The organism is Citrobacter sp. BIDMC107, from assembly GCF_001037575.1.
Lineage (GTDB): Bacteria > Pseudomonadota > Gammaproteobacteria > Enterobacterales > Enterobacteriaceae > Citrobacter > Citrobacter freundii.
The window spans coordinates 3466631-3490098 of sequence record NZ_KQ089848.1 but is presented as its reverse complement, the minus strand read 5'-3'; the positions used below and the strand labels follow the sequence as shown (position 1 = coordinate 3490098).

General features: G+C 52.8%; 18 protein-coding genes. 6 read left to right on the top strand and 12 right to left on the bottom strand.

The genetic code is table 11. The features are described 5' to 3' along the window. Positions 1 to 70: 70 nt before the first annotated feature. Complete coding sequence (relA, locus tag SK39_RS16305) at positions 71 to 2305, bottom strand: GTP diphosphokinase (RefSeq protein ID WP_003034123.1); 2235 nt, start codon at positions 2303 to 2305, stop codon at positions 71 to 73. Between the two features lie 100 nt (positions 2306 to 2405). Next, entirely contained in the window at positions 2406 to 3704 is a 1299-nt protein-coding gene (gene rlmD / locus SK39_RS16300) for a 23S rRNA (uracil(1939)-C(5))-methyltransferase RlmD (protein ID WP_032938359.1), read from the bottom strand. A 57-nt stretch (positions 3705 to 3761) separates the two neighbouring features. Here rlmD and barA point away from each other — a divergent pair, with 57 nt between their 5' ends. Further along, positions 3762 to 6518: a two-component sensor histidine kinase BarA gene (barA, locus tag SK39_RS16295; protein WP_048217203.1), complete on the top strand. Its 2757-nt coding sequence runs from the start codon at positions 3762 to 3764 to the stop codon at positions 6516 to 6518. 43 nt (positions 6519 to 6561) lie between these two features. Here the strand turns inward: barA and SK39_RS16290 are convergent, their stop codons facing one another. The 8 genes from SK39_RS16290 to syd all read right to left on the bottom strand — a co-directional run bounded on the left by SK39_RS16290 (position 6562) and on the right by syd (position 14944). Continuing rightward, complete coding sequence (locus SK39_RS16290; RefSeq protein ID WP_048217202.1) at positions 6562 to 7704, bottom strand: glycerate kinase; 1143 nt, start codon at positions 7702 to 7704, stop codon at positions 6562 to 6564. An 81-nt stretch (positions 7705 to 7785) separates the two neighbouring features. Then, positions 7786 to 9126: a glucarate dehydratase gene (gene gudD, locus SK39_RS16285; RefSeq protein ID WP_048217201.1), complete on the bottom strand. Its 1341-nt coding sequence runs from the start codon at positions 9124 to 9126 to the stop codon at positions 7786 to 7788. 20 nt (positions 9127 to 9146) lie between these two features. Next, the gene (locus tag SK39_RS16280) at positions 9147 to 10487 is read right to left on the bottom strand and encodes an enolase C-terminal domain-like protein (protein ID WP_003846538.1); all 1341 of its coding nucleotides are present in this window, start codon (positions 10485 to 10487) and stop codon (positions 9147 to 9149) included. Positions 10488 to 10489: 2 nt separating this feature from the next. Then, positions 10490 to 11842 carry a galactarate/glucarate/glycerate transporter GudP gene (gene gudP / locus SK39_RS16275; protein WP_003034105.1) on the bottom strand — a complete coding sequence of 451 codons (1353 nt, stop codon included), beginning with the start codon at positions 11840 to 11842 and terminating at the stop codon, positions 10490 to 10492. Positions 11843 to 12184: 342 nt separating this feature from the next. Further along, positions 12185 to 12634 carry a flavodoxin gene (locus SK39_RS16270; RefSeq protein ID WP_003846536.1) on the bottom strand — a complete coding sequence of 150 codons (450 nt, stop codon included), beginning with the start codon at positions 12632 to 12634 and terminating at the stop codon, positions 12185 to 12187. Between the two features lie 19 nt (positions 12635 to 12653). Further along, a complete protein-coding gene (gene truC, locus SK39_RS16265; protein WP_048217200.1) occupies positions 12654 to 13436 on the bottom strand; it encodes a tRNA pseudouridine(65) synthase TruC in 783 nt (260 codons plus the stop codon). Further along, on the bottom strand, positions 13436 to 13765 hold the full coding sequence (locus tag SK39_RS16260; protein ID WP_003034091.1) for a YqcC family protein: 330 nt from the start codon (positions 13763 to 13765) through the stop codon (positions 13436 to 13438). Before SK39_RS16260 ends, truC begins: the two co-directional genes overlap by 1 nt. Positions 13766 to 14398: 633 nt before the next feature. After that, on the bottom strand, positions 14399 to 14944 hold the full coding sequence (gene syd, locus SK39_RS16255) for a SecY-interacting protein (protein ID WP_003034087.1): 546 nt from the start codon (positions 14942 to 14944) through the stop codon (positions 14399 to 14401). A gap of 68 nt (positions 14945 to 15012) precedes the next feature. Here syd and queF point away from each other — a divergent pair, with 68 nt between their 5' ends. The 5 genes from queF to xni all read left to right on the top strand — a co-directional run bounded on the left by queF (position 15013) and on the right by xni (position 21530). After that, positions 15013 to 15861: an NADPH-dependent 7-cyano-7-deazaguanine reductase QueF gene (gene queF, locus SK39_RS16250; protein ID WP_048217199.1), complete on the top strand. Its 849-nt coding sequence runs from the start codon at positions 15013 to 15015 to the stop codon at positions 15859 to 15861. Between the two features lie 112 nt (positions 15862 to 15973). Continuing rightward, on the top strand, positions 15974 to 17338 hold the full coding sequence (gene ppnN / locus SK39_RS16245) for a nucleotide 5'-monophosphate nucleosidase PpnN (protein WP_003034076.1): 1365 nt from the start codon (positions 15974 to 15976) through the stop codon (positions 17336 to 17338). Between the two features lie 559 nt (positions 17339 to 17897). After that, positions 17898 to 19187 carry an HAAAP family serine/threonine permease gene (locus SK39_RS16240; RefSeq protein WP_003034073.1) on the top strand — a complete coding sequence of 430 codons (1290 nt, stop codon included), beginning with the start codon at positions 17898 to 17900 and terminating at the stop codon, positions 19185 to 19187. A gap of 53 nt (positions 19188 to 19240) precedes the next feature. After that, positions 19241 to 20608 carry an L-serine ammonia-lyase gene (locus SK39_RS16235; protein ID WP_003034070.1) on the top strand — a complete coding sequence of 456 codons (1368 nt, stop codon included), beginning with the start codon at positions 19241 to 19243 and terminating at the stop codon, positions 20606 to 20608. 166 nt (positions 20609 to 20774) lie between these two features. Continuing rightward, positions 20775 to 21530, top strand: coding sequence for a flap endonuclease Xni (gene xni, locus SK39_RS16230; RefSeq protein ID WP_003840372.1), 756 nt, complete (start codon positions 20775 to 20777; stop codon positions 21528 to 21530). A 76-nt stretch (positions 21531 to 21606) separates the two neighbouring features. Here xni and fucO read toward each other — a convergent pair whose 3' ends face one another. Further along, positions 21607 to 22755 (bottom strand): lactaldehyde reductase, encoded by a 1149-nt coding sequence (gene fucO / locus SK39_RS16225; RefSeq protein WP_032938365.1) that lies wholly within the window; start codon positions 22753 to 22755, stop codon positions 21607 to 21609. A 27-nt stretch (positions 22756 to 22782) separates the two neighbouring features. Further along, positions 22783 to 23430, bottom strand: coding sequence for an L-fuculose-phosphate aldolase (fucA, locus tag SK39_RS16220; RefSeq protein ID WP_003034062.1), 648 nt, complete (start codon positions 23428 to 23430; stop codon positions 22783 to 22785). Positions 23431 to 23468 lie beyond the last annotated feature (38 nt).

The following is a 23468-nucleotide window of genomic DNA, read 5'->3' as shown; positions in this document are numbered from 1 at the left end:
CATAGCAATGCCTGATGGCAACGCTAACGCGTCTTATCAGGCCTACAAGGTTATCCGGCCTACATAATGATTAATTACCGTGCAGACGACGTGCGTCGATCACATCCGGTACCTGGTTCAGCTTGCCGAGCACGCGCCCGAGCACCTGCAGGTTGTAGATTTCGATGGTCATATCAATGGTGGCAAGCTGTTGTTTGGTATCACTCCGGCTGGCAACTCCCAGCACGTTTACCTTCTCGTTGGCGAGAATCGTGGTGATATCACGTAACAAGCCACTGCGATCGTTGGCCTGGACGCGAACCACCAGCGAATACCCTGCAGAGTAACTTTCGCCCCAGACCGCATCAACAATACGTTCCGGCGCATGGGAGCGCAGCTCAGTCAGCTGTTCACAATCAGCCCGGTGCACAGAAATACCGCGTCCCTGGGTAATAAACCCGACAATCTCATCGCCTGGAATCGGCTGGCAGCAGCGAGCGATGTGGTGCATCAGGTTACCTACCCCTTCCACCACGACACGACCGTCGTCTTTACGGCGACTCTGCGGTGCGTGCGTTTTCTGCTGAAGCTGTTTCAGCGCGGCGGCATCCTGTTCGGCAGCGCTTGGCTTATTAAACTGCGCCTGCAGGAAATTCACCATCTGGTTGAGGCGGATGTCTCCTCCGCCAATCGCCGCCAACAGTTCATCCAGCTCATTGAAACTGTAGCGCGGCAGCAGATGTTTTTCCGCTTCTTTCAGGCTGATGCCTAAATGCGCCAGTTCATCGTCGAGGATCTGGCGACCTGCAAGAATGTTCTTATCACGGTCCTGTTTACGGAACCAGGCGTGGATCTTCGAACGCCCACGACTGGTGGTTACGTAGCCAAGGTTAGGGTTCAACCAGTCGCGGCTTGGGTTTGGCTGTTTCTGGGTGATAATTTCAATTTGATCGCCCATCTGTAGTTGGTAGGTAAACGGTACGATGCGTCCACCAATTTTCGCGCCAATGCAACGATGCCCCACATCACTATGAATGTGGTAAGCAAAATCGAGCGGCGTGGAGCCTGCTGGCAGATCCACAACGTCGCCTTTCGGTGTAAAGACGTACACGCGGTCATCAAAGACCTGGCTACGAACTTCATCCAGCATTTCACCGGAATCTGCCATCTCTTCCTGCCAGGCGATCAGCTTACGCAGCCATGCAATACGATCTTCATGACCAGAGCGCGCGGCGCCTGAAGCAGTGCCCTCTTTGTACTTCCAGTGTGCCGCGACGCCCAGTTCGGCATCTTCGTGCATCTGTTTGGTACGGATCTGAATTTCAATAGTTTTCCCACCCGGCCCCAGCACAACCGTATGGATTGACTGGTAGCCGTTGGGTTTCGGGTTCGCGACGTAGTCATCAAACTCATCCGGCAGATGGCGATAGTGAGTATGTACTATCCCGAGCGCGGCATAGCAGTCCTGTAAACGCTCTGCCACGATACGCACTGCGCGCACATCGAACAGTTCATCGAAGGCCAACTGCTTTTTCTGCATTTTGCGCCAGATGCTGTAGATATGCTTCGGACGCCCGTACACTTCAGCTTTGACGCCTTCCGTTTTCATCTCTGAGCGCAAATGACCAACGAACTCATCAATGTAATGCTCCCGGTCGATACGACGTTCATGCAGCAGCTTGGCAATGCGTTTGTATTCAGCCGGGTGCAGATAACGGAAGCAGTAATCTTCCAGCTCCCATTTTAATTGCCCGATTCCCAAACGGTTGGCCAGCGGTGCATAGATATTGGTGCACTCTTTTGCCGCCAGAACGCGTTCATCTTCCGGCGCGTCTTTCACTTCACGCAGATGGGCAATCCGCTCTGCCAGCTTGATGACCACACAGCGAAAGTCATCCACCATTGCCAGCAGCATGCGGCGGACGTTATCGACCTGCTCGGAAGAAACTGAATCGGTATGCGTGGCTTTAAGCTGGCGTATCGCCGCCATATCACGCACGCCGTGGATAAGATGAACAATGGATTTGCCCACGCTCTCGCGCAGGATGTCTTCACTTACCACGTTGGCATCAGCCAGAGGGAACAGCATTGCTGCACGCAGCGTGTCGATATCCATGCTCAACATGGAGAGAATTTCTACCATCTCCACGCCACGCCACAGCAGCAGATCCGCATCCGGATGCCCCTGTGTCTGCTGGAGGCAGTACGCCCAGGTTTCGGCTAAGCGTTCACACGACTGCTGGCTGGAGATCCCCAGACTCGCGATCCATTTCTTGGGATCAAACTCACCAGCTTTATTTAAATGTGCACTTCTTACCGCAACCATCGTCCTCTCCTTAAGGGGCATGGCCTGTCGAAGTCGACAAGCCGAACCCATTGTCTTTCACACAGCATTACAAGGCGAAATCCAATGGGTATTAAGTTCATTACAAACGCTCAAACAGGACCATTGATTCCAGGTGTCCAGTGTGCGGGAACATATCGAGCATCGCCAGCCGCCGGATGGCATATCCCGCATTGAGCAAAGCATCGCTGTCACGAGCCAGCGTTGCCGGGTTACAGGATACATAAACAACGCGTATAGGTTCTAATTTTATAATATGTTGCATCACACCAGCAGCCCCCGCACGCGCAGGATCGAGCAATACTTTGTCGAATCCGTTTTTCGCCCACGGCTGCCGGGTAACATCTTCCTCAAGGTTTTCATGAAAGAACGTCACATTGTGTAATCCGTTATTCAGCGCGTTCTCCCGACCTTTCTCCACCAACGCCGGAACACCTTCCACGCCAACCACGCTTGCTGCCCGAGTTGCCAGCGGCAGAGTAAAATTGCCCATTCCGCAGAACAGATCGAGTACGCGATCTTCAGGTTGAACATCGAGCCATTCCAACGCACGGGCCACCATTTGCTGGTTTACCCCTTCATTGACCTGAATAAAATCACGCGGGCTGAAGGTTAACCGTAGTCCATTTGAGTCATACCAGGGTGATTCTTCTGATATTGATTCCAGTATCTCGCTTTGCGGGGCCAGAAACAAAGACAGCCCCAGAGAATGCGAAAAGCATTCCAGTTTTTCTTTATCCGCTGCACTTAATGGCGCCGTGTGGCGCAAAATCATCAGGGTTCCGCTCCCTGCCTGCACCAATTCAACATGTCCAAGGTGGCGTAACCCTTGAAGACTTTCCAGACACGCCCTGAGATGGGGCAATAACGCTTCAAGCTGGGGCACCAAAACAGGGCATTGTTTGACATCGATAATGTCGCTGGAGCCTGATTTACGAAACCCCATCTGCAATTTTTGTTCTTTTGGCCGATAGTTCAGGCTCAATCGGGCACGACGACGATAGCCCCACGGCGTATCAGCTATAACATCCGACACGTCACATTTCATTAAACGCGACAACGCCGCGCTTTTACTACGCTGCTGTAACGAGATGCTGGCATGCTGCTGCTGGCAACCGCCGCATACGCCAAAATGCGGGCAACGTGGCACTTCACGCTCAGGGCTGTTGTTCAAACGTCGTTTTACTTGCGCGCGGGCGAACTGTTTTTTATCTTCGGTAATCACCACCTCGGCGCTTTCCTGGGGTAGCAATTCCGGTATAAACAACGCTTTTCCGTTATGGCGAGCGACGCCCTGACCAAAAGGATCGAGGTCATTGACGGTAACGGTTATGATCTGACGCGTCGTCACGCGTCGTTTTGCAGAGTAGAATTGCGCCATCGACGAGATATTTCTCTATTTAACAGTGTGACCCTAATTGTCCCATAACGGAACTCCATGACCAACTACAGCCTGCGCGCACGCATGATGATTCTGATCCTGGCCCCGACCGTCCTGATAGGTTTGTTGCTCAGTATCTTTTTTGTTGTGCATCGCTATAACGACTTGCAGCGTCAACTGGAAGATGCTGGTGCCAGCATCATAGAACCACTCGCGGTCTCCAGCGAATATGGCATGAACCTGCAAAACAGGGAATCTATCGGCCAGCTTATCAGCGTGCTGCATCGTCGCCATTCCGATATCGTGCGGGCAATTTCTGTTTATGACGAAAATAACCGACTGTTCGTCACCTCTAATTTTCATCTCGATCCGTCTGAAATGCAGTTGGCGACAGGTTCACCGTTTCCACGTAAGCTAAGCGTCACCCGGCACGGGGATATCATGATCCTGCGTACCCCGATTATATCGGAAAGCTATTCACCAGATGAATCCGCCGTAAGCGATGCGAAAAACACCAAAAATATGCTGGGGTATGTGGCGCTTGAGCTGGATCTTAAGTCCGTGCGATTGCAGCAGTACAAAGAGATCTTTATCTCCAGTGTAATGATGCTGTTTTGTATTGGTATTGCGTTAATTTTTGGCTGGCGTCTGATGCGAGACGTAACCGGCCCGATTCGCAATATGGTGAATACCGTTGACCGAATTCGTAGAGGACAGCTCGACAGCCGCGTGGAAGGTTTCATGCTGGGCGAGCTGGATATGCTCAAAAATGGTATCAACTCGATGGCGATGTCACTTGCGGCTTACCATGAAGAGATGCAGCACAACATCGATCAGGCCACCTCTGACCTGCGTGAAACGCTGGAGCAGATGGAAATCCAGAACGTCGAACTGGATCTGGCGAAGAAACGCGCCCAGGAAGCGGCGCGTATTAAGTCTGAGTTTCTGGCTAACATGTCGCACGAACTGCGAACACCGCTGAATGGCGTGATTGGCTTCACCCGTCTTACGCTAAAAACCGAGCTCAACACCACGCAGCGCGATCACCTGAATACCATTGAACGCTCGGCTAACAATCTGCTGGCTATCATCAATGATGTACTCGACTTCTCCAAACTTGAGGCGGGCAAGCTGATTCTGGAAAGCATTCCCTTCCCGCTGCGCAGCACGCTGGATGACGTCGTTACGCTGTTAGCGCATTCATCCCATGATAAAGGGCTTGAGCTGACGCTGAATATTAAGAATGACGTGCCGGACAACGTCATCGGCGATCCGCTACGCTTACAGCAGGTAATCACTAATCTGGTTGGCAATGCCATCAAATTTACCGAAGGCGGCAATATCGACATTCTGGTCGAGAAGCGCGCCCTTAGTAACACGAAAGTGCAGATTGAAGTACAAATCCGCGATACCGGAATTGGTATTCCTGAGCGCGATCAGTCACGCTTGTTCCAGGCCTTCCGCCAGGCGGATGCCAGTATTTCCCGCCGCCACGGCGGTACCGGGCTGGGCCTGGTCATTACGCAAAAACTGGTCAACGAAATGGGCGGGGACATCTCCTTCCATAGTCAACCGAACCGGGGTTCCACGTTCTGGTTCCATATCAGCCTCGATCTTAACCCTAACGTTCTCGTTGACCGCTCAACCACGCTCTGCCTGGCCGGTAAACGACTGGCCTACGTCGAACCGAACGCCACTGCCGCACAGTGCACATTAGATATCTTGAGCGAAACGCCGTTGGAGGTGATTTACAGCCCTTCATTCTCCGGGCTGCCGAAGGATCACTACGATATTCTGCTGCTCGGCATTCCGGTTACTTTACGCGAACCGCTCACCATGCAGCATGAGCGGCTGGCAAACGCTGCGGCGATGACCGACTTTTTGTTACTGGCCCTGCCTTGCCATGCGCAGATTAACGCCGAGAAGTTAAAACAGGGCGGCGCGGCGGCATGTCTGTTGAAACCTCTCACCTCAACTCGCTTACTGCCTGCGCTGACAGAGTATTGTCAGGTGAATCACAGCGCGGATCCGCTGCTGTTAGACGATAGCAAAATTGCGATGACCGTTATGGCGGTAGACGACAACCCTGCGAACCTCAAGCTGATTGGCGCACTGTTGGAAGATAAGGTGCAGCACGTCGTGCTCTGCGACAGTGGGCATCAAGCGGTGGATCGCGCCAGACAAATGCAATTTGATCTGATCCTGATGGATATTCAGATGCCAGACATGGACGGCATTCGCGCTTGTGAACTAATCCACCAGCTTCCTCATCAACAGCAGACACCGGTCATTGCGGTCACCGCACACGCCATGGCTGGGCAGAAAGAGAAGCTGCTCAGCGCCGGGATGAACGATTACCTGGCGAAGCCTATCGAAGAAGATAAGCTGCATAATCTGCTGTTACGCTACAAACCCGGCGCAAGCACAGCGCTTAGGGCGATCGCCGTTGAACCCGTTGAGCCGGTAGTCAATCCGAATACCACACTCGACTGGCAGTTAGCATTAAGACAAGCCGCAGGTAAAAACGATCTGGCGTGGGATATGCTGCAAATGCTGCTCGATTTTCTGCCCGAAGTACGTAACAAAATTGAAGAACAGCTGGTCGGTGAAAACCCTGAAGGTCTGGTGGATATGATCCACAAGCTGCACGGTAGCTGCGGTTATAGCGGCGTTCCCCGCATGAAAAACCTGTGTCAGCTTATTGAGCAGCAATTACGTAGCGGGACCAAGGAAGAAGAGCTGGAGCCTGAGTTTTTAGAGCTTCTGGATGAAATGGACAACGTTGCGCGCGAAGCGAAGAAGTTGTTGGGGTAATATTCGCAGGAAGGCGGCGTGACCGCCTTATCCAACCTACAACTCAGCGTAATTGCTGCCAGGCTTTAAGCGTTGCGGCAACGTTTCTCGCCGTCATTCGTACGTTGTCGCTCGCGTTCTTTAGCGCCTCATCCAGGGTACAGATGGTATAGATGACGCTGAAAACCGCATCCAGCCCATGCTCGTGGACCACACCGACATCCGCCGTCAGGCTACCGGCAATGCCGATAACCGGTTTGTTGTAACGCTTTGCGACCTTCGCCACGCCAACCGGAACCTTACCGTGAATGGTCTGACTATCAATGCGCCCTTCACCCGTGACCACTAAATCCGCATCCGCAACGCAGGCGTCAAGGTGCAACGCATCCGTTACTATCTCAATACCGCAGCGCAACTGTGCGCCGCAAAACGCATATAGCGCCGCCCCCATACCACCAGCGGCGCCACCGCCGGCCAGATCCAGCACGTTGACGTCCAGATCGCGGGCAATGAGTTGCGCATAGTGCGTGAGTGCCCGATCCAGGCGGGTAATCATCTCCGGCGTCGCCCCTTTTTGCGGGCCAAAAACCGCAGAAGCGCCCTCTTCACCGGTCAACGGATTAGTCACGTCGCAAGCCACTTCAATACGACACGCAGCAAGTCGCTGGTCTAACTGAGAAATATCAATCCGAGCGAGCGATTCGAGGCCAGCCCCGCCATGGGCAATATCGTTATTTTGCGCATCCAGCAATTTTGCTCCCAGCGCTTGCACCATCCCGGCACCGCCATCATTGGTGGCGCTTCCGCCAATTCCAATGATGATATGCTCAACGCCAGCGTCCAACGCATGACGGATTAACTCCCCGGTTCCCCAGGATGTCGTTTTCAGCGGATCGCGTAACCCCGCAGGAACCTGTTCCAGTCCGCTGGCGGCCGCCATTTCGATAAAGGCCGAGCGCTCATCACCGGATAAACCATAAAATGCCTGAATTGTGTTGCCCAAAGGGCCGGTAACATCAACATGCACAAGGTGACCTTGCGTTGCGGCAACCATCGCTTCGACCGTTCCTTCACCGCCATCTGCAACCGGAATCTTCACGTAATCCGCATCGGGCCAGATCTCACGAAACCCCTGCTCAATAGCCGTTGCCACTTCAAGCGCACTCAAACTTTCCTTATAGGAATCCGGTGCGATTACTATTTTCATAAAGCATCCTTACGCATGTTGACTGTGTTAAGCATATACCAGGATAAAAACCGCCCCTTAATGGGAGCGGTCCCAGTTCGCTTAGCGTACCATGCACGGACGCTTATTATCAAACGTCCAGTTCGGGATCAGATACTGCATTCCCATCGCATCATCACGCGCCCCCAATCCATGTTGCTGGTACAGCTCATGCGCTTTCATGACCTGATCCATATCCAGCTCCACGCCCAGACCCGGTTTTGCCGGAACCTGCACCATGCCGCCTTTGATTTCAAATGGCTCTTTGGTCAGGCATTGATTGCCTTCCTGCCAGATCCAGTGGGTATCAATCGCGGTAATTTTGCCCGGAGCCGCTGCCGCGACATGCGTAAACATCGCCAGCGAAATATCAAAGTGGTTGTTGGAGTGCGATCCCCAGGTCAACCCAAACTCATGGCACATTTGTGCCACGCGGACAGAACCCTGCATGGTCCAGAAGTGCGGGTCCGCCAGTGGGATATCCACGGACTGCAGCGACAGCGTATGCCCCATCTGACGCCAGTCGGTGGCGATCATGTTGGTGGCGGTCGGCAGACCGGTAGCGCGGCGGAATTCCGCCATCACTTCACGACCAGAGAAGCCCTGCTCGGCGCCACACGGATCTTCCGCATAGGCCAGAGAACCCTTCAGATATTTGCCGATCTTAATCGCTTCATTTAGCGACCACGCACCGTTCGGATCCAGCGTGACGCGGGCCTGCGGGAAACGCTTCGCCAGCGCAACGATAGATTCCGCTTCCTCTTCCCCGGCCAGCACGCCGCCTTTCAGTTTAAAGTCGTTGAAACCATACTTCTCATACGCAGCTTCCGCCAGGCGCACTACCGCATCCGGGGTCATCGCCTCTTCATGACGCAGACGATACCAGTCGCACTTCTCATCCGGCTGACTCTGGTACGGCAGCGGCGTTGCCTTACGGTTACCGACAAAGAACAGGTAACCCAACATTTCAACTTCGCTACGCTGCTGTCCATCACCCAGCAGAGAGGCGACGTTTACACCCAGATGCTGACCTAACAGATCCAACATGGCCGCTTCGATCCCAGTAACCACATGAATAGTGGTACGTAAATCAAAGGTCTGCAAACCGCGACCGCCCGCATCACGATCGGCAAAAGTATTGCGTACCGCATTCAGCACGTTTTTGTATTCACCTAACGTTTTGCCTACCACCAGCGGGATCGCATCTTCCAGCGTTTTGCGGATTTTTTCTCCGCCGGGAATTTCACCCACGCCGCTATGACCGGAGTTATCTTTAATAATCACAATATTGCGCGTGAAGAATGGAGCATGTGCGCCGCTCAGGTTCATCAGCATACTGTCATGACCCGCAACCGGAATAACCTGCATAGAGGTAACCAATGGGGTAGAAAATTGTGCGCTCATAATTAAGTCCTTATTCAAAATTAGTGGCGGCCGAAAACGGGACGTTTACGGTCAAAAGTCCATCCGGGGATCAGATACTGCATTGGGCCTGCGTCATTACGCGCGCCGCCGGGCAGTCTCTTGTAGGCTTCATGAGCCTTGTTAACCTGATCCCAGTCCAGCTCTACGCCCAGTCCAGGCGCGTCAGGAACAGCAATTTTCCCGTTCTTAATCTCCAGCGGATTTTTGGTCAGACGGCAATCGCCCTCCTGCCAGATCCAGTGGGTGTCGATAGCCGTCGGGTTGCCCGGCGCGGCGGCGCCAACGTGGGTGAACATCGCCAGCGAAATATCAAAATGATTGTTAGAATGGCAGCCCCAGGTCAGGCCCCAGTCATCGCATAACTGTGCCACGCGTACCGCGCCGGAAAGGGTCCAGAAGTGCGGATCGGCCAGCGGAATATCTACTGAGTTCAGCATCACCGCATGGCCCATTTCACGCCAGTTGGTGGCTATCATGTTCGTTGCTACCGGTAGACCGGTTGCACGGCGGAACTCGGCCATCACTTCGCGGCCAGAAAAACCCTGTTCAGCGCCGCATGGATCTTCGGCGTAGGTCAGAACATCGTTCAGCCCTTTACACAGGGAGATGGCTTCATCCAGCAACCAGGCACCGTTGGGATCAACCGTAATACGCGCATCCGGGAAGCATTTTTTCAGCGCACGAGCGGTGTCGATTTCCTGCTCGCCAGGCAGTACACCACCTTTGAGTTTGAAATCTTTAAAGCCGTAGCGATCCTGCGAAGCCTGAGCCAGACGTACCACCGCCTCACTGTTCATCGCTTGCTGGTGACGCAGGTGATACCACTCATGGTTTCCCGGCGTGCTTTCCAGATACGGTAAATCGGTCTTTGTGCGATCACCCACGTAGAACAGATAGCCGAGTACGGTGACCGCATCGCGCTGCTTGCCCGGCCCTAACAGTTCACAAACCGGCACGTTCAGCGCCTTGCCCAGCAGGTCGAGCAGCGCCGCTTCCAGCGCCGCTACCGCGTTTACCCGTAGCTCAAACGTCCAGGCGCCTTTGCCGAAGGTGTCAAAATCAGCGGCCTGGTTGCCTTTATGCACCTGCTGTACCACCTTATTCAGGCGCGCAACCTCCTGACCCAATACCATCGGGATAGCGTCAACCAGCGTCTGATAAATCACTTCGCCGCCCGGCGCTTCACCGACGCCGGTATTGCCGGCGTTATCGGTAAGAACCACAATATTGCGGGTGAAATATGCATTGTGCGCACCGCCAATATTGAGCAGCATGCTGTCATGACCGGCCACCGGGATGACCTTCATATCGGTAATAACGGGACTCGATTGTGTTGTCATCATCATTGTCCTGCGACAGGTTTCAGTTCGATACGTTTAATATCGCCCACCAGTACCAGATAGCTCACCACCGCAATCAACGCATGCACCCCGACGTAAATCAACGCGCCGTTAAACGAGCCGGTGGTCCCTACGATGTAGCCGATAGCAATTGGCGTGACGATACCGGAGATATTGCCAAACATGTTGAACAAACCGCCGCTCAGACCGCTGATCTCTTTAGGTGCAGTATCAGCCATCACCGCCCATCCCAACGCACCGATACCTTTGCCGAAGAAGGCCAGCGCCATAAAGCCGATGATCATCCACTCCACGTTGACGTAGTTACAGAACACCATCACCATCGACAGCAGCATGCCGAGTACGATTGGCGTTTTACGGGCGATATTTAGCGAACCGGTACGGCGCATCAGCCAGTCGGAAATAATGCCGCCGAGCACGCCGCCGGCGAATCCGCAAATGGCCGGGACCGAAGCGACAAAACCAGCTTTCAAAATCGACATACCGCGAGCCTGCACCAGATAAACCGGGAACCAGGTGATAAAGAAGTAGGTCAGCGCGTTAATGCAGTATTGCCCGATGTAAATACCGATCATCATCCGTGAGCCCAGCAGCTGTTTGATTTGCCCCCACTTCACGCTGAACGGCACTTTAGCTTTGGCGGCCGCCTGATCCATATTGATCAGCGCCCCGCCTTCAGCAATGTACTCCAGCTCTTTTTGGTTTACGCCCGGGTGCTGGTTTGGTTCATGAATCACCTTCAGCCAGATAAAGCTGATAACAATCCCGAGGCCGCCCATAAAGAAGAACACATGCGACCAGCCCACTTCGTGGGTCAGCCACCCCATGATTGGCGCAAAAATAACGGTGGCAAAGTACTGCGCAGAGTTAAAGATTGCGACCGCCGTGCCCCTCTCCTGTGCCGGGAACCATGCCGCAACTATACGACTATTACCGGGGAAGGAAGGTGCTTCAGCTAAACCGACAAGGAATCGCAACGTAAACAACGCAACGATAATGCCGAAGCCGCTAAAGATATCGACGAAGCCTTGCAGCAGGGTAAACATGGACCAGATAAAGATGGACCAGAAATAAACACGTTTTGAACCGAAGCGGTCGAGCAACCAGCCGCCAGGGATCTGGCCGATAACATAGGCCCATGAGAAAGCGGAGAATACATAACCCATCCCTACCGCATCCAGACCAATGTCTTTGGCCATCTCCGAACCGGCAATGGATAAGGTGGCGCGATCGCCGTAGTTGAAGGATGTGACGATAAACAACATCACCACGATCCAGTAACGAGCGTTAGTGCGTTTTTCCGCGCTGCTCGCCGCCTGACTTAATGAACTCATTGTTGCACTCCTGAATCTTGGCTTTCGCCAGTTCATTCTGTACAGCACCTGTAGGGTGATCAGAATGAGAGGTTAGTGTGTGGCAGTTTTGGTACAGCTCAGGGCCGTTTTATTCTGACTCGCTGCCTTTTCGGGAACTGACGGGAAAAGTATATGAAGGAGTGGCTCTTACCCTCACCGTGCATGAACACAACATTCGGGAGGCAGTAAGAAGTTGTTTGGGGCATAAGCCCAAAGCAGTGGAAGTTAGTTCACGTAATTGGGGTTTTATTGCCGGGTGGCGGCTTCGCCTGACCCGGCCTACGGTTCAAATGGGGGTTGTATGCCCGTACGGGCGAGAGATTATTTGAGCAAGGTTCCCCAGTTTTCTACCCAAGGGTTGGATTCGCTTTCCGGTTCAGGATGTTCGCTGGCGTCAATCAGCAACATTTCACCCACGCGCTGTGCGCTTTGCTCCTGTAACAGCGCATCAAACTGTTTGCCACCATTGCAGAAATTAACGTAGCTGCTGTCGCCCAGCGCAATGACTCCGTAATGCAGATTTGGCTGGAAACCGAGATTATCTTTGATCCCCTGAAACAGCGGCACAATGCTATCGGGCAGATCGCCCTGCCCGGTCGTTGAGGTCACCACCAGCACATATTTATCCTGATATACCTGCCAGTCGCTAAGCTCCGGATCTTCAAACACCGTGGCTTTATGACCCTGTGCCGTCAAAATGGCCTCGGCCTCTTCGGCAACCAGCAGCGCGTTTCCGTACATTGTGCCGACAAAAATTCCAATTTCCGCCATAACCGTAATCTCCTGGGACTTAAGAATCTATCTGCTCATCCTGACCTGACATCCCGCTGAACTCAACCCTTTCATTCTCAGGGAGAAGTCCACGCCAGCCAAATTGTGACAATGCCTGCATCCAGACGTCATCCAGCCCGGCGCGAATAACCAGAGGCTCACCGGTGAATGGATGTGTCAGCGCAAGCTGGCTGGCATGCAGCATTAATCGCTGACAACCGAAATGCTCCGCGGCGCTGCGGTTTTGCCGTAAATCACCGTGCTTGCTGTCGCCAATTATCGGATGGCGTAAGTGGGCCAGATGGCGCCTGAGCTGGTGTTTCCGACCGGTTTTAGGATCCAGCTCCACCAGTCCATAACGGGTGGTCGGATAACGTCCGGTCGCTACCGGCATTTCTACCGTTGCCAGACCGCGATAATGGGTGACGGCAGGCTGCGGGCCTTTATCATCGCGGGCAAACTTATCGGCAATCTTATCCAGCTCTTCGACCAACGGGTAATCCAGCACGGTATCATCCATCAGCCAGCCACGCACAATCGCATGATAGCGTTTCTGAATTTGATGATGTTCAAACTGCTGAGACAACAAACGCCCGGCTTCGCTGGACAGTCCCATCAGCAGCACACCGGAGGTTGGTCTGTCGAGTCGATGGGCGGTAAAAACGTGCTGACCAATTTGGTCTCGCACCGTTTGCATCACCACCACTTTCTCATCCCGGTCGAGCCAACTGCGGTGAACCAACCAGCCCGAAGGTTTATTGACGGCAACCAGCCATTCGTCCTGATAAAGAATTTCCAGCATCAGGCGTTATCACTGGTAAACAGCGCATCCAGCTCCTGCAATGCCGCCAGGAGAATGTCGCGTTGCGGATGATCGGCTGCTAGCGCCATTTCGTAATACGGTGCAACGGCAAAAGCCTGCGGAAGCGGCTGCGCGTTATCGAGTAGCGTATGCATGCGGGGAATCAACACCCACTGCAGCCACTCGACCGGCTCCATGGTATCCATACAAAAAGGCTGCGTACTGGTAAACAGATGCTCTGCTGGCTCATCCATCCGCCAGTGATTATGTTCACGCAGTAGCGCTTCAAGTGCGTGTAACTGCTGGCGCACACGGTCATGAGTCGTCATGAAATAAACCTCAATGATGAAAAATCTGGCGCGAAGAATAGCACTAGTGGAGGGAAATAAAAAAAGGGAGCACTGTAAAAAAACAGTGCTCCCGGTTCGTTTCGCAGCATTCCAGCTACTTTTAGTGCTCCCTGCTCATCCGTGACAACTTTTCCTGTGGTCTTGCGACCTTGTTCATCCTGAACTTTTGCATCCTGCTCACATCACCCCGATGTGAAAACTTCATCCTGAAGTATCCTGGCCATCCTGACCCGCCGAACATCCTGACCGGCTCTCATTCTCCGTCCTGGAGGTGTCCTTTAACGCATCCAGCGTCTTCCTCTTTGCTTCGTCCTGAAGCCTGTCCTTGCAACACCGTCCTGGTGTGTCCAGGCGAAGAGCCATCATCCTGATGTTCTCTTCGTTGTGCGACTCCTTGTCGACAGATATAGAATCGCCTGTTTCGCTTTGTCTTACAAGATGCTTACAGGCTTACCCTTACGATTATTTTCGTATGAAAGTTGACAATAAAAGACTAACCAATTGAATAATAATAAATTATTATTTTATCAATTCATTAAGTCTTTACTTATCACCTGGCAATGTCCTACAGGGTATGTAAGAGATCTCTCACAAGATTCAGGGCAAACAGGATTACAGAACTGGCTTAAGTTGAGTGAGGAATTCCGCAAGTGAGGCCGCCAGCACCGTTCGTTTACGGGTTCCCAGCGTTTCTTTGCACACTTCACCGGACAGATTGCACACCGAAATGACGTCAAGCTCATTATCTTGTGTGGCAATAAAAAGCGTAGGCGAAAGCTTAAGTCGCTTTTGCGTAACCAAGTGACCAATCAGGTTTTCCTGAACGCGCCTGAAGTCATCTTCACTCCAGGTCTGCAGCAGCGTCAGCTTTTCATCCGCAAACTGCGCGTGCATATCCCCGGCAAACTGGGTGGTGTAAAAAGCGTGAACGGCAGGTTGTATCACAATATCAAATGCCCGTTCAACCGCATTGAGGTTTTTTTCGCCGACAAAAGGTTGAGGCTGCCAAAATACCGCATCGTCTGTGGAAGAAATGATGCACGGAGAAGGTACGCCATACAGCTCTTCACTGAGTGGCCAACTGTTGTTTTTTTCATGCCATGCGTCGCAATAACGCGTCGTAAAGGCTACCAACGCCTGCGCTGTCAATTCGTCCACTGATTTCTCTCTTCACAAAAGCCAGGATACACTTGTCGCATAGTGTATCTGGTTTATGACGGTGAAACATGTCCTCTTATGAAAATCATCAGGCGCTTGACGGCCTGACTCTCGGTAAATCAACGGATTACCGAGACAATTACGATGCAAGTCTGTTGCAGGGTGTTCCGCGCAGCCTGAACCGCGATCCGCTGGATTTAAAGGCCGATGCCCTGCCTTTTCACGGTGCGGATATCTGGACGCTGTATGAACTGTCGTGGCTGAATGCCAACGGCTTACCGCAGGTCGCAGTCGGTCACGTGGAACTGGATTACACCAGCGTAAATCTGATTGAATCGAAAAGCTTTAAGCTTTACCTGAACAGTTTTAATCAGACGCGTTTTGATTCCTGGGATGCGGTACGTCAGACACTGGAAAACGATCTTCGCGCCTGCGCTCAGGGCGATGTCAGCGTGGCGCTGTACCGCCTTGACGAACTGGAAGGGCAGCCGATAGCCCACTTTAACGGCACCTGTATCGACAATCAGGATATCGTCATCGATAACTACCAGTTCAGCACTGCGTATCTGGAAAATGCCGTGAGCGGTGAAAAGGCAGTGGAAGAGACACTGGTCAGCCATCTGCTGAAGTCCAACTGTTTAATCACCCACCAGCCAGACTGGGGCTCCATACAAATTCAGTATCGCGGACGTAAAATCGACAGAGAGAAGCTGCTGCGTTACCTGGTCTCCTTCCGCCACCATAACGAGTTTCATGAACAGTGTGTGGAACGCATTTTCAATGACATTCTGCGCTTCTGCCAGCCGGAGAAACTGAGCGTTTACGCACGCTACACGCGACGTGGTGGCCTGGACATTAACCCATGGCGCACCAACACCGATTTCACTCCGGCAACCGGTCGTCTGGTGCGTCAGTAATCTTTTTTCTCAATTTTGCGTGTCGGATTCCGCGCACAAGGTTGTGAAAGGTCATAAGCCAGGGCTATTGTAATCACAGGGAATGACGTGTTGCGTCCCATAAGGAGTTTACTTGATTACACATATTAGCCCGCTTGGCTCAATGGACATGTTGTCGCAGCTGGAAGTCGATATGCTTAAACGCACGGCCAGCAGCGACCTGTATCAACTGTTTCGTAACTGTTCGCTTGCCGTTCTGAACTCCGGCAGTTTGACCGACAACAGTAAAGAACTGCTGTCACGCTTTGAAAGTTTCGATATTAACGTACTGCGCCGCGAACGGGGCGTGAAGCTGGAACTGATCAACCCACCTGAAGATGCGTTTGTTGATGGACGCATTATTCGTGCGCTACAGGCTAACCTGTTTGCCGTGCTGCGCGACATTCTGTTCGTCAATGGCCAGATCCATAACGCCGGTCGTTTTCAGCATCTGGATCTCGAAAGCTCGGTCCATATCACCAACCTGGTATTCTCGATCCTGCGTAATGCCCGGGCGCTGCACGTCGGTGAAGCGCCGAACATGGTCGTCTGCTGGGGCGGTCACTCAATCAACGAAAATGAGTACCTGTACGCCCGTCGCGTCGGCACCCAGTTGGGCCTGCGCGAACTGAACATCTGTACCGGCTGCGGTCCAGGAGCGATGGAAGCGCCAATGAAAGGCGCTGCGGTAGGCCACGCCCAGCAGCGATACAAAGACAGCCGCTTTATTGGCATGACCGAACCGTCAATCATCGCCGCTGAACCGCCTAACCCGCTGGTAAACGAACTGATCATCATGCCGGACATTGAAAAACGTCTGGAAGCGTTCGTGCGTATCGCCCACGGTATTATCATCTTCCCGGGTGGCGTAGGGACAGCAGAAGAGCTGCTGTATCTGCTGGGGATCCTGATGAATCCGGCCAACAAAGATCAGGTTCTACCACTGATCCTGACCGGACCAAAAGAGAGTGCGGATTACTTCCGCGTGCTTGACGAATTTATCGTGCACACGCTGGGGGAAGATGCGCGTCGCCACTATCGCATTATCATTGACGATGCAGCGGAAGTGGCGCGTCTGATGAAAAAAGCGATGCCGCTGGTGAAAGAAAACCGTCGCGACACAGGTGATGCTTACAGCTTTAACTGGTCGATTCGTATCGCGCCCGATCTGCAGATGCCGTTCGAACCGTCCCATGAAAACATGGCCAACCTGAAGCTGTACCCGGATCAACCCGTTGAAGTACTGGCGGCCGATCTACGTCGCGCATTCTCTGGTATTGTGGCTGGTAACGTGAAGGAAGTCGGCATCCGCGCTATTGAAGAGTTTGGCCCGTACAAAATCCACGGTGACCGCGAAATGATGCGCCGCATGGACGATCTCCTGCAGGGCTTTGTTGCACAACATCGTATGAAGTTACCGGGCACTGCGTATATCCCTTGTTACGAGATCTGCGCCTAACCTTCTACACCCGCTAGCAGCACTATAGCGATGACAGTTTTGTCCATATCAAAGCCGGGTTTGGCGCATTTGCCTCCCGGCTTTTTAAGTGATACCAGTCACATAGCTCTGACAATCACATAAATACCAGTGATAATTCATTAAAAACAGCGTGCCACGCAAACGATTACCTTGAAAAACCAACCGTGATTTATCTTAGTAAATTATTATTAGTCGCCGAAATCATCTAAAAACAACAGTTTTTACAGCTGAACACGCCTATCTTCGCGCCTTCGCTTTCATGAGATATGTCGTTAATGTTAGCCTTCGCGCCCGTAAATTCGCTTTGACTATTTTTTAACAGATTAATGGCCCAAATTTATCCACATAAAAGGTGGATTATTGCATTTGGGATCCCGATCACTGATACATTCATTACTAAAATGTATCTTTCCGCCCGAAAATTATTACGGCGAAAAATTATATAAAAATCGCTCAACGAATTTCGATTTACAGCCGGGTACTTTCTCATTGGATTGACCTCAAACCCGGCTTTTTAAGCTTCCTCCAGGAGAAATAGATGGAAAACACTCAAACCAGCACTATCGTTACGGGCCAGACCCGCAGCGCATGGCGCAAGACAGACACCATGTGGATGCTGGGCCTTTACGGCACGGCGATTGGCGCGGGTGTATTGTTCCTGCCGATCAACGCAGGCGTAGGCGGTATGATCCCGCTGATCATCATGGCGATCCTTGCCTTCCCAATGACCTTCTTTGCACACCGCGGTCTGACTCGCTTTGTGCTGTCCGGTAAAAATCCGGGTGAAGACATCACCGAAGTTGTAGAAGAACACTTCGGCGTTGGCGCAGGTAAACTGATTACCCTGCTCTACTTCTTCGCTATCTACCCGATTCTGTTGGTTTACAGCGTAGCAATCACCAATACCGTTGAAAGCTTCCTGACCCATCAGCTGGCGATTACTCCTCCGCCGCGTGCAATCCTGTCTCTGATCCTGATTGTCGGCATGATGACCATCGTGCGCTTCGGTGAGCAGATGATCGTTAAGGCGATGAGCATCCTGGTATTCCCGTTCGTTGCGGCTCTGATGCTGCTGGCGCTGTATCTGATCCCTCAGTGGAGCGGTGCGATTCTGGAAACCATGTCTTTTGACTCTGCGGCAACCACCGGGAACGGCCTGCTGTTGACCCTGTGGCTGGCGATTCCGGTAATGGTGTTCTCCTTCAACCACTCCCCGATCATCTCCTCCTTCGCCGTGGCGAAGCGTGAAGAGTACGGTGATGAAGCTGAGAAGAAATGCTCCAAGATTCTGGCATTCGCTCACATCATGATGGTACTGACCGTTATGTTCTTCGTCTTCAGCTGCGTATTCAGCCTGACCCCGGCGGACCTGGCAGCAGCAAAAGAGCAGAACATCTCGATTCTGTCTTACCTGGCGAACCACTTTAACGCGCCGATTATTGCCTGGATGGCACCGATCATCGCGATTATCGCTATCACCAAATCCTTCCTCGGCCACTACCTGGGCGCACGTGAAGGCTTCAACGGGATGGTGATTAAGTCTCTGCGCGGCAAAGGCAAATCCATCGAAATCAACAAACTGAACAAAATCACTGCACTGTTCATGCTGGTAACCACCTGGATTGTGGCGACACTGAACCCGAGCATCCTCGGTATGATTGAGACCCTGGGTGGCCCAATCATCGCGATGATTCTGTTCCTGATGCCGATGTATGCCATCCAGAAAGTACCGGCAATGCGTAAGTACAGCGGCCATATCAGCAACGTCTTCGTTGTGATTATGGGCCTGATCGCTATCTCCGCTATTTTCTACTCTCTGTTCAGTTAATTCCCCTGCGCCGCTCTTCGGGGCGGCGCATCTCGATACACAATGGACGCCTCATGATTAGCGTATTCGATATTTTCAAAATCGGCATTGGCCCTTCCAGCTCCCACACTGTTGGCCCGATGAAAGCAGGCAAACAATTCACGGATGACCTGATTGCACGCGGAATTCTCACTGACGTAACCCGCGTAGTGGTTGATGTCTATGGCTCCTTATCTCTGACGGGGAAAGGTCACCATACCGACATCGCGATTATTATGGGCCTGGCGGGTAATCTGCCGGATACCGTAGACATTGATGCCATCCCTTCCTTTATCCAGGATGTGAATACTCATGGGCGTTTGCTGCTGGCAGACGGTCAACATGAGGTCGAGTTCCCGGTCGACAAGTGCATGAATTTCCATGCGGACAATCTGTCCCTGCACGAAAACGGGATGCGTATTACCGCACTGGCGGGCGAAAAAGCCATTTACAGCCAGACTTACTATTCCATTGGCGGTGGGTTCATCGTTGATGAAGAACATTTTGGTTTACCGAACAACTCTCCGGTAAACGTGCCGTATCCGTATAAATCCGCAGCTGATTTGCAACGTCATTGCCAGGAAACCGGCCTGTCACTTTCCGGTCTGATGATGCAAAACGAACTGGCGCTGCACAGCAAAGAAGAGCTGGAACAGCACTTTGCTAACGTCTGGGAAGTGATGCGTAGCGGGATTGAGCGCGGCATCACCACCGAAGGTGTATTGCCGGGCAAACTGCGCGTCCCGCGTCGTGCTGCTGCGCTGCGTCGCATGCTGGTCAGCAGCGACAAAACCACCACTGACCCGATGGCGGTTGTTGACTGGATCAACATGTTCGCGCTGGCCGTGAACGAAGAAAACGCTGCTGGTGGACGTGTGGTTACCGCGCCAACCAACGGTGCATGCGGGATTGTTCCTGCCGTACTGGCGTATTACGACAAGTTTATCCGTGAAGTGAACGCTAACTCTCTGGCACGCTATATGTTGGTCGCGAGCGCCATTGGTTCACTGTATAAGATGAACGCCTCTATCTCTGGTGCCGAAGTCGGCTGTCAGGGTGAAGTTGGCGTGGCCTGCTCCATGGCAGCGGCTGGTCTGGCTGAACTGCTGGGTGGTAGTCCAATGCAGGTGTGCATCGCGGCAGAAATCGGTATGGAACATAACCTGGGTCTGACCTGCGATCCGGTTGCCGGCCAGGTACAGGTACCGTGCATTGAGCGTAACGCGATCGCGTCCGTGAAAGCGGTGAACGCCGCACGTATGGCGCTGCGCCGTACCAGTGAGCCACGCGTGTGCCTCGATAAAGTTATCGAGACCATGTACGAAACCGGTAAAGACATGAATGCCAAATACCGCGAAACATCTCGCGGCGGTTTGGCAATGAAAATTGTCACCTGCGATTAAGTCCCACTCCATTGCCGGATGGCGCAAGCTTATCCGGCCTACAGTGCCGTATTCATTTGTAGGCCGGATAAGGCTTCAGCCGCTATCCGGCAAAATGTTGTATCAGATCTTCGCCTCCACTCGCCGTGAATGTTACCCTACAGACTGATTTGTTAGGGAGAACACCGTGGCCGTCCATCTGCTCATTGTCGATGCACTGAATCTTATCCGCCGAATTCACGCCGTACAGGGCTCCCCCTGCGTGGAGACGTGCCAGCACGCGCTCGATCAGTTGATTGTGCACAGTCAGCCCACACACGCCGTGGCGGTATTTGATGACGAAGCGCGCAACAGCGGCTGGCGTCACCAACGCTTACCTGACTACAAAGCCGGTCGCCCGCCAATGCCTGACGATTTACACAAGGAAATGCCCGCCTTACGCGCCGCTTTTGAACAGCGCGGTGTCTGCTGCTGGGAATCCAGCGGGAATGAAGCCGATGATTTAGCCGCAACTCTGGCGGTGAAAGTTAGCCAGGCCGGACATCAGGCAACCATCGTCTCAACCGATAAAGGCTATTGTCAGCTACTCTCCCCAACACTGCGTATTCGCGATTATTTCCAGAAACGCTGGCTGGATGCGCCGTTTATCGAGAAAGAGTTCGGCGTACTGCCGCAACAGTTGCCTGATTACTGGGGACTGGCAGGGATCAGCAGTTCTAAGATACCTGGGGTTGCCGGTATTGGTCCTAAAAGCGCCACACAATTGTTGACGCAGTTTCCAACGCTGGAAGCACTGTATGAACATCTGGATGACGTACCGGAGAAATGGCGTAAGAAACTCGAAGAACATCGGGAGATGGCGTTTTTGTGCCGCGATATCGCGCGGCTGCAAACGGACTTACATATCGACGGAAACCTACAGCAGCTACGGCTGGCACGGTAGTCTTATTTTCGAATGGCGCTGCGCTTATCCGGCCTACTTAACGTATAACCCTGTAGGCCAGATAAACGCCAGGTGATTACCAGGCAGTATGGTACAGCTCGACGATATCCCCAAGGCTCGCTTCACGCGGATTTCCCCCGGTACAAACATCGTCAAATGCGGCCTGCGCCAGCGCAGGAATATCCTCTTTACGGACACCAACATCGCGTAAATGCAGTGGGATCCCTACATCGCGATTAAGGGCGAAGACAGCATCCACTGCCGCTTTACGTGCTTGCGCCAACGTCAGTCCTTCAACCTTAACCCCCATTACCCGGGCGATATCGCGGAATTTTTCCCCAGTGAATTCGGCGTTATAGTGCATCACGTGCGGCAGCAAAATAGCATTCGCTACGCCGTGCGGCGTGTTATAAAACGCGCCTAACGGGTGTGCCATGCCATGCACTAATCCCAGACCTACGTTGGAAAAGCCCATCCCGGCTACGTATTGGCCCAGCGCCATCGCTTCACCCGCCTGGCTTTCGCCCGCAACCGAACCGCGTAATGCCCCGGCAATAATTTCAATGGCTTTGATGTGCAGCGCATCGGTCAATGCCCACGCCGCCCGCGTGATGTACCCTTCAATGGCATGAGTCAGTGCATCTACACCTGTAGCCGCTTTTAATGCAGCAGGCATGCCGTCCATCATGTCAGCATCGATGAACGCCACCTGCGGGATGTCATGTGGATCGACACAAACAAACTTACGCCGATTCTCTTCGTCAGTGATCACGTAGTTAATGGTCACTTCCGCCGCCGTTCCCGCGGTGGTTGGGATAGCCATAACCGGCACGCTCGGGCTGCGCGTCGGCGATAACCCTTCAAGGCTGCGTACATCAGCAAACTCAGGATTATTATTGATAATGCCAATCGCCTTACAGGTATCCTGCGGGGAGCCTCCGCCGATTGCTATCAGATAGTCTGCGCCACTTTGCTGAAAGACACTCAATCCTTCCTGCACTACCGCAATGGTTGGATTAGGAATAACGCCTGAATAGATTTCCCATGCCAGACCTGCAGCATCCATTCGGGTAGTCACTTTCTCAACAACGCCGCACTGCACCAGATTTTTATCAGTCACAATCAACGCTTTGCGATAACCGCGACGAATAACTTCATCGGTTAATGCGCCAACAGCCCCCCGGCCAAACCATGCCGTTTCATTCAGAATCATTCTGTTCGCCATTGTATTTCTCCTTTTCGCTATGCGAAATTACTCTTCAATGCGTAATCCGTAAGATTTGAATTTCTCCAGCACAATAGCGATCTCCTCGTCATCCAGCACCGGCACCGGATCAACAATCGCCAGCGTGCTCAGGTACAGACGGGCCAGAACTTCCACTTCATGCGCCAACCACAGTGCTTTTTCCAAATTCGCTTCGCAAGCAATCAACCCATGGTGCTGTAAAAGCGTTGCCTTACGGTTTTTCAGGGCGACGCTCACATGCTCTGACAGCTCTCGTGTACCAAACGTCGCATAAGGCGCACACGGAATAGAGTTCCCCCCCGCCGCTGCAATCATGTAGTGAATTGCCGGGATAGGGCGATTAAGAATTGAAACGGCCGTGCAGTGTACGGCATGGTTATGGACAACCGCATTGGCATCCGGACGCGTCTGGTATGCCGCCAGGTGAAAACGCCATTCACTGGAGGGTAATTGTCCTTTATCATATTTCCCGTCGTTATCTACATACACGATCATGTTTTCAGTAAGTCTTTCGTAAGGAATACCGCTGGGCGTGATCAGCATCCCGTTTTCATAACGCGCACTCACATTTCCCGCCGTCCCCTGATTCAATCCAAGGCTGGTCATTTCCAGACAGGTTTCAATGATTTCTCGCGACAAACGCATTCTTTCCATAATGATTCTCCGGGTACAGTTTCCCCTCGTCTTTATTG

What these genes read in the sequence shown, in the direction of transcription:
- relA (WP_003034123.1), bottom strand. Translation starts at nt 2,305, where the DNA reads ATGGTTGCGGTAAGAAGTGCACATTTAAATAAAGCTGGTGAGTTTGAT.
- rlmD (WP_032938359.1), bottom strand. Translation starts at nt 3,704, where the DNA reads ATGGCGCAATTCTACTCTGCAAAACGACGCGTGACGACGCGTCAGATC.
- barA (WP_048217203.1), top strand. Translation starts at nt 3,762, where the DNA reads ATGACCAACTACAGCCTGCGCGCACGCATGATGATTCTGATCCTGGCC.
- SK39_RS16290 (WP_048217202.1), bottom strand. Translation starts at nt 7,704, where the DNA reads ATGAAAATAGTAATCGCACCGGATTCCTATAAGGAAAGTTTGAGTGCG.
- gudD (WP_048217201.1), bottom strand. Translation starts at nt 9,126, where the DNA reads ATGAGCGCACAATTTTCTACCCCATTGGTTACCTCTATGCAGGTTATT.
- SK39_RS16280 (WP_003846538.1), bottom strand. Translation starts at nt 10,487, where the DNA reads ATGACAACACAATCGAGTCCCGTTATTACCGATATGAAGGTCATCCCG.
- gudP (WP_003034105.1), bottom strand. Translation starts at nt 11,842, where the DNA reads ATGAGTTCATTAAGTCAGGCGGCGAGCAGCGCGGAAAAACGCACTAAC.
- SK39_RS16270 (WP_003846536.1), bottom strand. Translation starts at nt 12,634, where the DNA reads ATGGCGGAAATTGGAATTTTTGTCGGCACAATGTACGGAAACGCGCTG.
- truC (WP_048217200.1), bottom strand. Translation starts at nt 13,436, where the DNA reads ATGCTGGAAATTCTTTATCAGGACGAATGGCTGGTTGCCGTCAATAAA.
- SK39_RS16260 (WP_003034091.1), bottom strand. Translation starts at nt 13,765, where the DNA reads ATGACGACTCATGACCGTGTGCGCCAGCAGTTACACGCACTTGAAGCG.
- queF (WP_048217199.1), top strand. Translation starts at nt 15,013, where the DNA reads ATGTCCTCTTATGAAAATCATCAGGCGCTTGACGGCCTGACTCTCGGT.
- SK39_RS16240 (WP_003034073.1), top strand. Translation starts at nt 17,898, where the DNA reads ATGGAAAACACTCAAACCAGCACTATCGTTACGGGCCAGACCCGCAGC.
- SK39_RS16235 (WP_003034070.1), top strand. Translation starts at nt 19,241, where the DNA reads ATGATTAGCGTATTCGATATTTTCAAAATCGGCATTGGCCCTTCCAGC.
- fucO (WP_032938365.1), bottom strand. Translation starts at nt 22,755, where the DNA reads ATGGCGAACAGAATGATTCTGAATGAAACGGCATGGTTTGGCCGGGGG.
- fucA (WP_003034062.1), bottom strand. Translation starts at nt 23,430, where the DNA reads ATGGAAAGAATGCGTTTGTCGCGAGAAATCATTGAAACCTGTCTGGAA.